The sequence below is a fragment of the Occallatibacter sp. genome (genome assembly GCF_049802275.1).
In the GTDB taxonomy this organism is placed as follows: Bacteria; Acidobacteriota; Terriglobia; order Terriglobales; family Acidobacteriaceae; genus Telmatobacter.
Genome location: NZ_JBARMD010000065.1, coordinates 1 through 13,614, shown reverse-complemented (window position 1 = coordinate 13,614; position 13,614 = coordinate 1). Strand labels below are relative to the sequence as shown.

Here is a 13,614-nt window from a genome sequence, read left to right as displayed (position 1 = left end):
GGACCGCACCGGCGGCAACGAGGACTTCACCCCCGTCGATCCCGGCGCTACTGTCACGCTGCTCGACGTTAAAGGTCCCGGCGTCATCACCCACATCTGGTTCACCATCAACTCACCTGACCCCATGCACCTCAAGAACCTCGTACTCCGAGCGTGGTGGGATGGTGAATCCTCGCCCTCCATCGAGGCCCCCATCGGCGATTTCTACGGCCTCATGCTCGGAGATTACTTCGTCTATCAGTCGACTCTGCTCGTCGTCGCGCCCATGAAGGCTCTGAACGCCTACTTCCAGATGCCCTTCGACACCGCCGCTAAAATCACCCTCACCAACGAGGGCAAAGTTCGCACCAACAACCTCTACTTTGCTATCGACTACACCACCGTCCCCGCGCTGCCTCCCGACCTCGGCCGCTTCCACGCGCAATATCGCCAGGCCGCGCCCTGCAAGAAATCCGCCGACACGAGCGGCAAAGATCTCGACGGCGCCGACAACTACGTCTTCCTCGAAGCCACCGGCCGCGGACATTTCGTCGGCGTCACCCACGGCGTGCTGCAGAACGCCGACGGCTGGTTCGGCGAAGGCGATGACATGTTCTTCATTGACGGCGATCCGCAGCCTACCATTAACGGCACCGGCACGGAGGACTACTACAACGGTGCATGGGATTTCTACGGGAACGCTTTTGCGAACCTTCGCCAGGGCGCGCCCTACATCGTCGACCCTGAAAAGATCGGCGGTCGCTACTGTCTCTACCGCTGGCACACCGAAGGCTTCATCACCTTCGACAAATCGATCAAGGTCACCATCGAACACGGTCATGCCAACGATCGCGCGGACGATTTCTACTCAGTCGCCTACTGGTACCAGACCGAGCCCCACGCCGAGTTCCCCCCGCTGCCACCCGCCGAAGCGCGCGTGCCCAAAGTGATTATGCCGAGCTAACGTGATTCCGCACCTCATCAGACTTTGAACCGTGTCATCCTGAGCGCCGCACGTCTGGCGCCCCGCGGATGATTCATCATCTGTGGGTAAGCGGCGCGAAGGATCTGCTTTTCTATCCGGATTCGGCTATTCCCTGCGCGCAAACGAGTTACGCCAACAAACCCTCACCTGGAAGACCGCACAGGATCCAATCGGCATCCAAGCCGATTGAGGAACTTCGATCTCCCATGCCCCCCAAAGCACTTACTCGCCGTGAACTCATAAAGCTGGCAGCCGCTACCGGAGCCGCAGGCATGACGGGCTCTCTGTTCTCCGGATGCGGCGGTCACTCTGGCACTTCCTCTAATCCCGGAACAAACACTTCATGCGCCAAGATCACCGACATCGACCACGTCGTCATCTTCATCCAGGAGAATCGCTCTTTCGATCACTACTTCGGCAGTTATCGCGGCGTCCGCGGATTCGCCGATCAGAGCGCGGCCTTCAATCAGCCATATCCTGCCAACACATCCAGCGCTCCCGCCGGCGTGCTTCTGCCTTTCCACCTCGATACCACGCAAACCAGTGCCGCCTGCACCCACGACATTACGCACGACTGGATCCCGCAGCACCAGAGCTGGAACAACGGTGCCATGGACGGCTTCGTCACCTCGCGTCTGCCCATCAACGCCAACGACGCCGTGCTCTCCATGGGCTACTACACGCGCGCCGATCTCCCTTACTATTACTCAGTTGCCGATGCTTTCACCCTCTGCGACAACTACTGCTGCTCCGTCATCGGGCCCACCGATCCCAATCGCCTCTACACAATGGCCGCCTCTATCGATCCCGATGGCAAAAATGGCGGTCCCGTCCTGCAGACGCTCGTCAATAATCGCTCCTCCTTGTTCGGCAAGCTCACTTACACCACCATGCCCGAACAACTTCAGACGCGCGGCATCTCGTGGAAGGTCTATTCAACCCCAGACGCCAGCGCATTCGGCTCCATCGAAACTGACAACGTCCTCCCCTACTTTAAAAACTTCCAGGACCCCACCAGCACGCTTTACAAGAACGCATTCAACCCCATCTTCCCCACCGACTTCGTTGCCGACGCCCTCGCCGGAAATCTACCCCAGGTTTGCTGGATAATCGGATCGGTCGTCACCTCCGACCATCCTCCATCTCCCGCGCTCTTCGGCGAGAATACCCTCTCCGCCATCATCACCGCACTCACCGCAAATCCCGTCGCGTGGGCGAAGACTCTCCTCTTCGTTACCTACGATGAAAATGGTGGCTTCTTCGATCACGTCGCGCCGGTTACCGCCCCTCCAGGAACCGCCGGGGAATACATCACGGCTTCACCCGTCCCCGACCCCACTGTCGAAGGCTCCATCAACGGACCCATCGGACTCGGCTTCCGCGTGCCCATGCTCGTTCTCTCGCCCTTCAGCCGCGGCGGCTTCGTCTCCTCCGATCTCTTCGACCACACCTCTGTCCTTCGCTTCCTCGAGACACGCTTCGGCGCAGAAGTTCCCAATCTTTCCGCATGGCGCCGCGCTACCGTCGGCGATATGACCAGCGCCTTAAACTTTACGAAGCCCGACACTTCTATTCCTTCTCTGCCTTCCACTGTCGCCGCCATACCCACCGTCATCGCCGAGTGCACCAACAACCTCGCCGGATTCTCCGGCTACACCCTTCCCGCCACGCAAACCATGCCCACACAGGAAGCCGGTTCTCCCATTCGCGCCAGCGGTAAGTGCTGAAAGCCGCGCCCCGGACGCAATTGAGGGACGCTCCGGTGCGTATGCCTAAAGTGGGTGAACGGCGTTTTTGTTCTCAAGGGAGCGCGGTCGGAGGCGGAGCGGCTGGGTGAATTTCGGGTCAGTCGAACGGCGTCGGTCGCATGGTAAGGTGAAGTCGGGAGCACACCCCGGATCAAGTTCCTCGGACCAAGCGATGGAGATTCCGCAGTCTGCAGCTGAAGAATTATGCAGCAGAGCTCTAACTCTGCCAGGAGCACAGCGAACTGCGTTCCTTGATTCCGCGTGCAAGGGCAACGGAGAATTGCGACGCCGGGTAGAATCGCTGCTGGTCGAGCGAGATGGGTTTAGCCAAAGTAAAGCGGAGACGTATCACGCGTCTGGCGATTCACCAACCGTCGCTATGCCGGCACTGTCAGCTGGGATTGGGAAAAAGCTCGGCCGGTACTTGATCCTCAACTCGCTGGGAGCTGGGGGAATGGGCGTGGTGTATCGCGCTCGTGACGAGAAGCTCGAGCGCGATGTGGCAATCAAGGTCCTAAGCGCGGGGTTGCTGGTCAATGACGAGGCGCGGCGTCACTTCAGACGCGAAGCGCTGGCTCTGGCCAAGCTCAATCATCCTCATATCGCTGCGGTGTATGACACCGGTGAAGAGAATGGTATCGATTACATCGTCATGGAGTTGGTGGAAGGCGAGTCGCTGGCTGTGAGGCTGCGACGTGGCCAGATGGACGCGAAAGAGGCGAGTTTAATCGCTCTGCAGGTTTCCGAAGGGCTTGAGGAAGCTCACGAGCAGGGCGTAATCCATCGTGACCTGAAGCCCGCGAACATCGTGATTACGCCGAAAGGGCGCGCCAAGGTTCTCGATTTTGGACTTGCGAAGCTGTTTTCGCAAGGGAATGCCGGACTTTCAGTCACCGATGTACAGGGAGTGATGGGCACACCGGCGTACATGTCGCCCGAGCAGGCGCTGGGCAAGAAAGTTGACGCACGCACAGACGTGTGGAGCCTGGGTGCTGTGTATTACGAATCGCTTGCCGGGCGGCCGCCGTTCGAGGCGCAAAGCGGTCTGGGAGTTATGCGCGCGGTTGTTGATGCACCCCTTGTGCCTCTTCGGGAAGTGCGCCCCGATGCGCCGAGGGAGGCGGAACAGATTGCCGCACGAGCTCTCGAGAAGGATGCGGACCGGCGCTACCAGACAGCAGCAGAATTCACGCAGGCCACACAGGATCTATTAGCGAAGCTCTCGGGAAGCGTGGTGCCGGTTGCGCCCGGAAAGAGCGGCAGACTGCGCATGGTCGGCGTGATGCTTGCGATAGCGACGCTGATTTCAGTGGCAGGAATCTGGATTTATCGGTGGGCCACGGAGCGGCGTTGGGCGCGTGTCGAAGCGATACCTCAATTTCAGAGTCTCATGGATTCGCGGGAGCCGCTGGCCGCTCTGGAGATCTTGCGACGGGCCGAAAAGGCGTTGCCCAATGATGCGACCCTGAAGCAGTTTGCCGCGGAAAAGACAGAGAACATTGCGATCAACACTGATCCACAGGGGGCAACTGTCGAAGTACAGGACTATCTGTTCCCCAAAAGCGCATGGCTAGCTCTGGGCACAACACCTCTGGCGAATGTTCGGTTGCCACAGGGGTACTACCGCTGGCGGGTAACGAAGGCGGGGTTCGAGCAGATGGTTGTAGCGCCGGATACCAACGGCAGGATGACCTTCTCGCTGGCGGAACAGCAAAAGGCTCCGGCAGGGATGGTGTATGTTCCGGCTGCGTCGTGGGGCAGCTATATCGCATTTATCGGGTGGGTCGGACCCTACAAGCTGCCTTCGCACTTCGTCGATCGATTTGAAGTGACGAACCGCGAATATCAGAAATTTGTCGACGGCGGAGGCTATCAGAAGACGGAATACTGGCCGGCGGAGTTTGAAAAAGATAGCCGCAAGCTTTCGCGTGACGAGGCAATGGCGATGTTTCGCGATTCGACGGACCGCTCGGGGCCATCGACATGGACGGCGGGGCACTTTCCGGAAGGGCAGGCCGATTATCCCGTAACGGGGGTGAGCTGGTACGAAGCCTCGGCCTATGCGAAGTTTGCCGGGAAGAGCCTGCCGACGATGGCGCAGTGGTATGAAGCGGCTCCGCCGGACGAGGCAGACTACACAGTGCCGGAGAGCAATATCAGCAGCAATTCCGCGGCGGCGGTTGGAACCTACCAGGGCGTGGGGCCGTTCGGAACCTATGACATGGTGGGCAATGCCCGCGAATGGGTCGCCAACATGGTGGACGGGGACGATCGACTCATCCTGGGCGGGTCGTGGATGTCGCCAAACTATTTATCCATGAGCCCGGAGGCGCTTTCTCCGTACGATCGCGCGGCGGGAAATGGATTCCGCTGTGTCGTAAACACGGCACCACTTCCGACGGCAGTGACGGGGCCAATCCGCCGGGTTTCGCGCGATTTCAGCAAGGTGAAACCGGTGAGTGACGAGGTATTCCGGGCCTACGGACTGCTCTACGCGTATGCCAAATCTCCGCTCAATGCTAAAGAGGAAGGAGTTGTTCACGAAACTGCGGACTGGCGCGAGGAAAAAGTGTCGTTCGATGCGGCGTACAACGGTGAGCGGATGTCGGCATATTTGTTTCTGCCGAAAAGGGCCAAGGCTCCTTACCAGACTGTTGTGTTTTTCCCCAGCGCACGGGTAATGTTCTTACCGCCGAATAGCAACGAACTGGGCGACGTGAAGTTCTTCGACTACATTCTGCAGAGCGGGCGAGCGGTCATCTACCCGGTGTACGAAGACACGTATGAGAGGCGAATGAAATATAGTCTGCCCGGCGGTTCGCAGAACATTACGATGACGACGGATTGGTACAAGGACGTGTCACGATCACTGGACTATCTCGATACGCGGCCGGATATCGATCATAAGGCGATGGCGTATCTTGGCGTGAGCATGGGGTCGGCCGCGGGCGTCATCATTGTTCCCCTGCTGCAGGATCGGTTGAAGACGGCGATCTTTCTGGACGGAGGATATTTTCTGGACGCAGCTCCGCCGGGCGGCGACCAGGCCGACTTCGCGCCGCGGATCAAGATCCCGGTGCTGATGGTGAACGGACGCTACGATTACACGTTCCCCCTGGACAAGGCGCAGAACCCGTTGTTCCAAATGCTGGGAACGCCGCCAGACCAGAAGAGCCACGTCGTGCTCGACACTCCTCACGATGTCACAGAGCAGCGGACGGTCTTGGTGAAGACAACGCTCGACTGGCTCGACCGCTACCTGGGAAGAGTGGACTAGCGAAGCCTTGGATCCGCCGAAGTTCCACTCGCGAAACCACCCATGCAGAGTCTCTTCAGCGCTTCAGTGGCTCAAGCAAAGGAGCAATCGGCGGAGCCCCTTCGATCGATGGCAAAAACCTCGGCTGCGCATTCACCTTGGCGGCCTTCTCGAACGCATACCCATAACCGAGCAGACGAGCTTCGCTCCACGCTGGTCCCATGATGGACAAGCCGACCGGAAGCCCCATCACCATCCCCATCGGAACAGTGAGATGCGGATACCCGGCAACTGCAGCCAGTCCGCCCGCACCGGAGCCACCCACCTGGTCGCCGTTTACGGCATCGATTTTCCAGGCCGGCGCTACCGTCGGGCACACCAATGCATCCAGGTGATCCTTCTCCAGCATCGCGTCGATCCCGTCGCGCCCGGCGATGCGCAATGAAGTTTCGCGCGCAGTCTTGTATGCCGGGTCAGCGAGCCCTTTGGTCGCTTCGGCCTTCACGAAGAGTTCCTGGCCGAAGAGTGCGAGTTCGCGATCGGCATGAGCGGCGTCGAATGCGATGACGTCAGCCAGTGTGCGTGTCTTCACAGTCGCCGGCGTGGTCGCCAGATAGCTGTTCAGATCCACTTTCAACTCCGTATTGAGCACGAGTCCCTCGGCATCCCCCATCTTGTCGCGGTCTTTCAAATCAGTGATGTCGACGAGTGTTGCGCCCTGGGCCTTCAGCACAGCCAACGCCTGCTCAAATACCTTGTCAGTCCCTGCGGACCACCCGGTTGCGAATCGCAACACACCGATCCGGGCGCCCTTGAGCGCGTCCGGCTTCAAAGCAGCAAGATAGTTGGAGATATGCGCATCGGCATCCTTCGTCGCCGGATCACCTGGATCTGAACCGGCAATCGCCGCAAGCACGCGAGCCGCAGTCGCAACATCAACCGCAATTGGTCCAGCCGTGTCCTGGCTGTGACTGATGGGAACAATGCGCCCGCGACTCACCAGCCCGACCGTCGGCTTCAAACCTACAACTCCATTTACGGCTGCAGGACACGTGATTGATCCGTCAGTCTCTGTGCCAATCGCCGCTTTCACCTCGCCAGCCGCCACCGCGACGGCACTGCCTGACGAGGAGCCGCATGGATCGCGATCCAGCGCATAAGGATTGCGCGTCTGTCCGCCGACACCGCTCCATCCCGAGATCGACGCATTCGACCGGATATTTGCCCACTCTGACAGGTTGGTCTTTCCCAGGATCACCGCATCCGCTTTGCGCAATCGCGCCACCAGCGGCGCATCTCGATGCGTAACATTGTCAAGCAGCGCCATACTGCCTGCGGTTGTGGCGAGCGGCCCATCCGCCTCAATGTTGTCCTTCAGCAGAATTGCGTACCCATAGAGAAGCCCGCGCGCTTTACGGCTTTGGTCGATTGCCCGCGCTTGATCCAGCGCTGTCGGGTCGAGTGCTAACACTGCGTGGACTCGCGGATCGATCACCTGCACCTGAGCGATCGCTGCCTTGGTTGCGGCTTCGGCCGACTGTGCAGCACCATTCGCGGCAACTGAAACCATCGCTACGACAACCATACACACGTTCAACAACCTGCAATTTAGATTCATCGTCGCATTGTAACGGGCTGCTTCAGATGGGGTGCCTGCATGCAGAGCTTTTCTGCTCCCCGGAAAATACTGAAGTATCCACTTGACAATTATCCCGGTCTGCCCAATACTGAAGTTGTTGCTTCACTATTGTGAAGCCCGCAGGAGGAATCCTCAATGTCCGAACCCACCGTCGTTCACAGCACATTCGTTATCGACCGCAACTATCCTCAACCGCCCGAGAGAGTCTTCGCCGCCTTTGCCCAGGCCGCACGGAAGCGCCGCTGGTACGCCGAGGGAGACCATGAAATCCAGGAATTCGAAATGGAGTTCCGTGTTGGTGGCACTGAGCGCTTCAGTTACCGCTTCAAGGAAGGCCATCCGATCGCCGGCTCCGAAATCGCCAACGAGTCCACCTATCAGGACATCACGCCGGAGAATCGAATCGTCACCACCACCAGAATGTCCCTGAATGGCAAACCCATTCTGGTCGCCGTGCTCACACTCGAGTTCGTCCGGTCCGCATCCGGAACCAATCTGGTCTTCACCAATCAAGGAACGTATATCGAGTGGCCCGACGGCCCGGCGATGATCGAACACGGATGGAAGGCGCTCTTCGATCGCCTCGAAAAAGACCTCGCCAGCTAACCAGCCGAGAATCGAGCCAGCCATGCCCACGCCGAATCCGCCAATTGATCGCCTGTTTCACGCGCTGGGGGATCCCACGCGTCGCGCGATCCTCGACCATCTCACCGGCGGTCCCATGTCCGTTTCGAGGCTGGCTGAGCCACTCGGCGTCACGCTGACCGCAGTTGCGCAGCACCTGCAGATCCTCGAAGAGGTGAGCCTGGTGCACACTGAGAAGCTTGGACGAGTGCGCACCTGCCGCATCGAACCCGCCGGCTTTCGCGCTCTCGAGCAATGGATTCGCGACCACCGCACCGCCTGGGAACGAAAGCTCGATCGCTTAGGCGCGTTCCTCGCCGAAGAGGACAAAACCCCCTAGCCATCTGGTGCCCCATCCTTGCGCAGCAAGGGTGGGAAAGCGCGAATCACCGCCGTCCCAAGCGAAGCATAGCGAAGTCGAAGGAGTTGCTGTTTCCTCAATTCAAGATGTCAGCCCGACCAAAGCATTACCCACAGGCTACTTGTCGCACGTGGGTAAGGAGTGAAAAACCATGCCCAAATCCACCGGTCTCTCACGCCATCAATTTGTCGCCCTCGCAGTTCCGACGACAATCATCGCCACCTCGCCCACATTTTCAAGAGCCTGCGCCGCAATCGCGGCCGCTGAAGGAGAAAGAACGATGACCCTCACCCCGTACCTGTTATTCGACGGCACCTGTCACGATGCGATGGAGTTCTACAAGTCTGTCTTCGGCGGAGAACTCACGTCGACAAAGGTGAAAGATTCGCCGGCCAAAGAACACATGCCCGCATTCCAGCAGGAGAAGACCATCAACGCGCGGCTGCGCAGCGGCACGATTGAGATCTCGGCATCCGACTGGCTGATGCTCAATCGCCCCCGAGTCCCCGGAAACACTGTTTGCCTATATCTGAGTGGCGGAACGTTCGATGAGTTGAAGACCCTGTTCGAAAAGCTCTCCCAAGGCGCCAACGTAACCGATCCGCTGAAGGAGATGTTCTTCGGAGCCTACGGCGCGCTTAACGACAGATTCGGAGTCCGCTGGATGTTCCAGTCGAACAAGCCGGCCTGACAAAGAAGCCCTGACCCGGCTCTGACTGAACGGAAAATTTACCTCGACCCCTGGTTCCGGCTACGCTGTCGCGAGCACCTTCTCAAGCGGCAGCGCTTCCACCTTGGCTGGCTCCAGATCCACTTTGCTGAGGAGTTCCTTCACCACATCCGAGGCCGAGTAGCTCTCCCGCTCCGCTGTCAAGAACTGCGCAGCGGTATTCAGATCGTCTCCGATCGTCACCAGCGGAGGTTCAGCGGATCCATCCTTGCGCGTCTGCGCATGACCGATGTTGGCCATCAGCGCGTTGCACAGGCATTTCCGGCCCACTGTATCCTCGATCTTGCCGCCCTTGGCCACGTAATTTGCCACCGGCTCCGCCGAGCAGCGATATCCAATCTTTTCCTCGTCGATCGCATAAGGCTCGCGCAGATAGCCAAGATCGCAAACCCGTGTCCGCGCCTGCGCCACGCCCTCATCGGAGTACGAACCCGACAGTTGCGCAACCTTGAACGGAAATCCCGTGGGGGAGGCCAGCGGATCGGTAAACACCTTTCCTGTCCCCGCCATAGCCTGCGACAACAGCGTCCTCTTCAGGTCCGCGCGCATTCCCGACTCTTCGCTGAATGCAAACGCCGTGCCCACCTGCACGCCAGCCGCGCCCAGGTCCACCGCTTCCTTCACCTTGTCCGGATGGCCATAGCCACCAGCCAGCCAGAACGGAACGCCCAGCTCGCGCAGTTCTGCGATGTTTACCTTGTCGCGCTCGCCGTAGATTGGTTCGCCGGCTTCATTCAGTTGCAGCTTGCCGCGCGGCGGAGCATTATGTCCGCCTGCTGTCGGGCTCTCAATCACCAGGCCGTCCACACGCCCGGTTGCGCGCCGCAGCATCGTGGTCGCCAGCGTGTTCGACGAAACAATTGCCAGGAACCGCGGACGCTCCAAAGCCGGCAGCGGCCCTTCCGCATACTCCGCCGGGTCAAAGCTCATCATCGTGTCCTGCCCTGTGGCAGCCCCCGCCACAGCCAGCCGGTACTCCGCAGGCTTCCCTGCCGCCAGGTTGTCGATCACGCCCGGAATATGCAGCGGGATTCCGGCTCCCATCAGCACGTAGCCCACCCCTGCCAGCATCGCTCCGTAAAGCGAAGCCAGGTGCGGTAGCTGTACTTTTTCGAGGAAGTTCACGCCGACCTTGTTCAGGTGGCCCTGGCGCGCAAGAAACACTTCAACAAAATTACTCACCATCAACAATTCAATGAGGCTACGCGAATCGCGCCGCTGGTGCATCTGCGTTGTCGGATAGGGTGTTCCGCTCGGCTTCCCGCCCGGAATGAAGTAGTCATTCCAGATGCGCTTCGCCATATCCGGAAACGGAAACGCGTCCAATCCCCGGCGCATGTAGCCGCCCTTGTCCCCATCGGCCAGCCTGCGCACCAGCACCTGGTCTATCGCTGTTCCCGAGACAACTCCGAGTTGTCCCAGCTTTGAGACCGCCTGTGCGAGGCGCCAGTTGGAGACGCCAACACCCATGCCGCCCTGGATAATCCGAGGAAATTGGACCATCCACGAATTGTTTCACAAATCTGGAAAAAACGTCTGTGATCTTTGGCCAAACTGTTCCAGAAGAACAACACCGACGGTAACCCTCTGATTTCGCCCAACTGAACGCCGCCCGCCCAGCCCGCAGGTTCATTCCCAGGGCGTTTCTTTGAACGCCTCCGCCATCCCGGGATAGAACGCTAGATACCCGCAAATCATGAAGTTGATCACGACGCTCGTGAGGAGCGCCAGTTCCTGGGACTGCGTCATGGGCGTCGGATTCCCCACAGCATGGTCAGCGGCAAAATTCACCAGCATCTTCGCCGCCGTCGCTCCCGAAATGAACATCACTGCCCAGCGCGCCCGCCAGTCACGGCTTGCCCATCGCCAGGCGGTCATCCCGTAGAGGAAAGCGCTCACGTAAAACACCGCTTCCGGCGGCATCTGCTTCGGCCATGCATCAAAGTTTATCGCCACATACTTCGCGACATCCGAGTCGGGCGCCAGCCCCACGATCAGTGCGAAGATGAGGTTCACGGCCGAGCGAAACGCCAGCAGCCAGATGAACCACCGGATCAGCGTCGGGATCTTGTGCCGCTCCACATAGTCGCCCCGTTCGCGAACAGGGCCCGTCTGAATCTTTTGCGGCACATACGTTCTAATGGGATCTCGCGGCGGCATAAACTTTCTCCAGGGCCCCACGGCCTGTTGATTGGTCTATGGCCTCTCGTTGAATGCCTGGGCCATGCCAGGATAAAAGGCCAGGTAAGCGCAGATGAGCAGGTTGAATACTGCCAGCATGCCAAGCTCGAGTTCCGTCTCGGCGTGCAAGATCTTGCCGTGCGCCGCCGTGGCCCTGTCCACCAGCAGTAAAACCAGGATTCTCGCCGCGAATGCGCCGGACATAAACATGACAAACCAGCGAATACGCCAGTCTCGTGCCATCCATTTCCAACCTACGTAGGCGAAGAAGGCGGCAAAAATGAAAAACTCGGCTTCCGCCGACACGTATGGAATGCGATCTCCAAACGTTTCAGCGACAAAAATCGCGAGCGCCGATTTCGGAGCAAATCCAACAAGAAGAGCAAAGATAAAATCCACGCCCGCGCGAAGGAAGCAGAACCACGCGAAAGCGCGAATTGCAGGCGGTAACTCCATTTCGCGCCGGCTGAGGCTCTCACGCTCAAGCGGCGGAACGTATTCTCGAGTGTCCTGCGGCATTTCTTTCTCCAGTCTATGGACCAGCCCGGAAATCCTCGAACCTAATCACACAAATTGTTCTATGAATCGCAAGGTTAGCAGGACTTTATCCCGCCGGACTATAACTTTTCTCGCAGGAAACTGATCACGTGATCGGCCGTCACTACGCCCACCATACGGCCCTGCGTATCCACCACGGGTAGGGCGTGCAGATTGTATTTATCGAACATCTCCGCCAGGTCAATCTGCTTCATGTCCGCCGGGCACGACAGCACGCGCGCCTCGGCTAGCACCATCAAGCGCGCATCCGGCTGCGCCATCACCAACCGCGCCAGCGGTACGGCACCGCGCAGCACCCGCTTATCGTCCAGCAGATAGATCTCGGTCACGGTCTCGATGTCTCCATCGAAGCTGCGCAGTGCCGGTCCTACGTGCGAAACCGTCGCATCTGTCCCCAGATAGACGAAGTCCGTGGTCATCGCGCCCGCCGCCGAGTGCTCGTCGAACTCGAGCAACTCCTCGACTTCGTGCCGCTCCTCCGGCTCCATCTCCTCGAGAATCGCGTCCGACCGGTCCTCGGGAAGCTCTGCGAGCAAATCCGCCGCCGCTCCGGGATCCATCTCCTCGACAATGTCGGCGATTTTCTCTTCGTCCAGCTTCTCCAGCAACGAAAGCTGCAGCTTCGGATCGACCTCTTCCAGTGTGTCCGCCGCAACTTCTTCATCCAGGGAGGTAAACACCGCGTCGCGCTCCGCCGGAGCCAGATCCTCCAGAATCTCCGCCAGGTCTGACGGATGCATCTCCGCCAGTCGCTCGTACTCGATGCGCAGCTTCACCCGCCGCGCCGGATCCACCTCGATCACATCGACAAACTGCCAGGGAATCCCACGCTCTTTGAACTTGCGCGACAGCGATTCGAGCGAAGCCCTGGGCAGCATCCCTTTAAACACGCGCCGAAAGGCCCCGCGCAGCCCAACCTCGACCTCAGCCACGCGCAGCAGGTGCTTGGCGCCATCGCCCATCCACTCCAGGTCCACGTCGTTTACGCGAACCACCTTCCGCCCGTGGATGTCGATGATCTGCCGGTCCACCAGGTCCTGCGCCAGGTAGAGATAATTCCCCTGATCCTGCAAAGGAATCAGCATCTCCGGCGACTTCAGTTCCAACGTTCCCGCCGGCGTCTCCCGCACATCCTGCGAAGGCACAATCCACAGGCCGTCGCGCGTCTTCAGAACCAGCCCCGCAACCTGCCCGGCCTCTGCCCCTGTCGCAACCGCAACATCCTTGAGCTTGCCGCGCACGTGCCCCTGCGGATCCGTCACCGCCGTCCCCAGCAGTGCCGTCAAACTCACGCGAGTCGTCGTGCGGTGGTTCATAGGTTGAGTGTACTGCGCCGCACTGGAACTCGATCGATCGGCTCGAACACTCCGCTGCTGTCCAGCGTGCTATCGCCGCCTGACGCTCCACCGCACTCATTCCAAACAAAGAAATCACGACGCAATTCTGCAGGAAATTCGTCGCCGAAAGTCCGACCATTTTCAGTCGGCCGCGAAGTATGTTGGCAAAAACATAACTAATGGGATTGTTCAGATACGACCGAAACCAATCTCTTC

The 13,614-nt window shown here is 59.4% G+C and carries 11 protein-coding genes; 6 read left to right on the top strand and 5 right to left on the bottom strand.

Going from position 1 to position 13,614, the window contains the following annotated elements; genetic code table 11:
- The 3 genes from WA354_RS02250 to WA354_RS02240 form a co-directional block, all read left to right on the top strand.
- Positions 1-943, top strand: a 943-nt coding sequence (locus WA354_RS02250; protein WP_472811385.1) for a glycoside hydrolase family 172 protein, incomplete at its 5' end; no start/stop codon positions are given.
- Between the two features lie 227 nt (positions 944-1,170).
- Positions 1,171-2,691 (top strand): phospholipase C, encoded by a 1,521-nt coding sequence (locus WA354_RS02245; RefSeq protein ID WP_472811384.1) that lies wholly within the window; start codon positions 1,171-1,173, stop codon positions 2,689-2,691.
- Positions 2,692-2,992: 301 nt separating this feature from the next.
- A complete protein-coding gene (locus WA354_RS02240; RefSeq protein WP_472811383.1) occupies positions 2,993-5,989 on the top strand; it encodes a protein kinase domain-containing protein in 2,997 nt (998 codons plus the stop codon).
- Positions 5,990-6,044: 55 nt separating this feature from the next.
- Here the strand turns inward: WA354_RS02240 and WA354_RS02235 are convergent, their stop codons facing one another.
- Positions 6,045-7,631 (bottom strand): amidase, encoded by a 1,587-nt coding sequence (locus tag WA354_RS02235; RefSeq protein WP_472811386.1) that lies wholly within the window; start codon positions 7,629-7,631, stop codon positions 6,045-6,047.
- A 111-nt stretch (positions 7,632-7,742) separates the two neighbouring features.
- On the opposite strand from WA354_RS02235, the gene WA354_RS02230 reads away from it, so the two are divergent.
- The 3 genes from WA354_RS02230 to WA354_RS02220 all read left to right on the top strand — a co-directional run bounded on the left by WA354_RS02230 (position 7,743) and on the right by WA354_RS02220 (position 9,283).
- The gene (locus WA354_RS02230; protein WP_472811382.1) at positions 7,743-8,213 is read left to right on the top strand and encodes an SRPBCC domain-containing protein; all 471 of its coding nucleotides are present in this window, start codon (positions 7,743-7,745) and stop codon (positions 8,211-8,213) included.
- Between the two features lie 22 nt (positions 8,214-8,235).
- Positions 8,236-8,571 carry an ArsR/SmtB family transcription factor gene (locus WA354_RS02225; RefSeq protein WP_472811381.1) on the top strand — a complete coding sequence of 112 codons (336 nt, stop codon included), beginning with the start codon at positions 8,236-8,238 and terminating at the stop codon, positions 8,569-8,571.
- A 172-nt stretch (positions 8,572-8,743) separates the two neighbouring features.
- Entirely contained in the window at positions 8,744-9,283 is a 540-nt protein-coding gene (locus WA354_RS02220) for a VOC family protein (RefSeq protein ID WP_472811380.1), read from the top strand.
- A 60-nt stretch (positions 9,284-9,343) separates the two neighbouring features.
- Here the strand turns inward: WA354_RS02220 and WA354_RS02215 are convergent, their stop codons facing one another.
- The 4 genes from WA354_RS02215 to WA354_RS02200 form a co-directional block, all read right to left on the bottom strand.
- Positions 9,344-10,825 carry a nitronate monooxygenase gene (locus WA354_RS02215; protein WP_472811379.1) on the bottom strand — a complete coding sequence of 494 codons (1,482 nt, stop codon included), beginning with the start codon at positions 10,823-10,825 and terminating at the stop codon, positions 9,344-9,346.
- A gap of 126 nt (positions 10,826-10,951) precedes the next feature.
- Positions 10,952-11,482 carry a hypothetical protein gene (locus WA354_RS02210; protein WP_472811378.1) on the bottom strand — a complete coding sequence of 177 codons (531 nt, stop codon included), beginning with the start codon at positions 11,480-11,482 and terminating at the stop codon, positions 10,952-10,954.
- 36 nt (positions 11,483-11,518) lie between these two features.
- Positions 11,519-12,022 (bottom strand): hypothetical protein, encoded by a 504-nt coding sequence (locus WA354_RS02205; RefSeq protein WP_472811377.1) that lies wholly within the window; start codon positions 12,020-12,022, stop codon positions 11,519-11,521.
- 98 nt (positions 12,023-12,120) lie between these two features.
- Positions 12,121-13,377: a magnesium transporter MgtE N-terminal domain-containing protein gene (locus WA354_RS02200; RefSeq protein WP_472811376.1), complete on the bottom strand. Its 1,257-nt coding sequence runs from the start codon at positions 13,375-13,377 to the stop codon at positions 12,121-12,123.
- Positions 13,378-13,614: the final 237 nt, after the last annotated feature.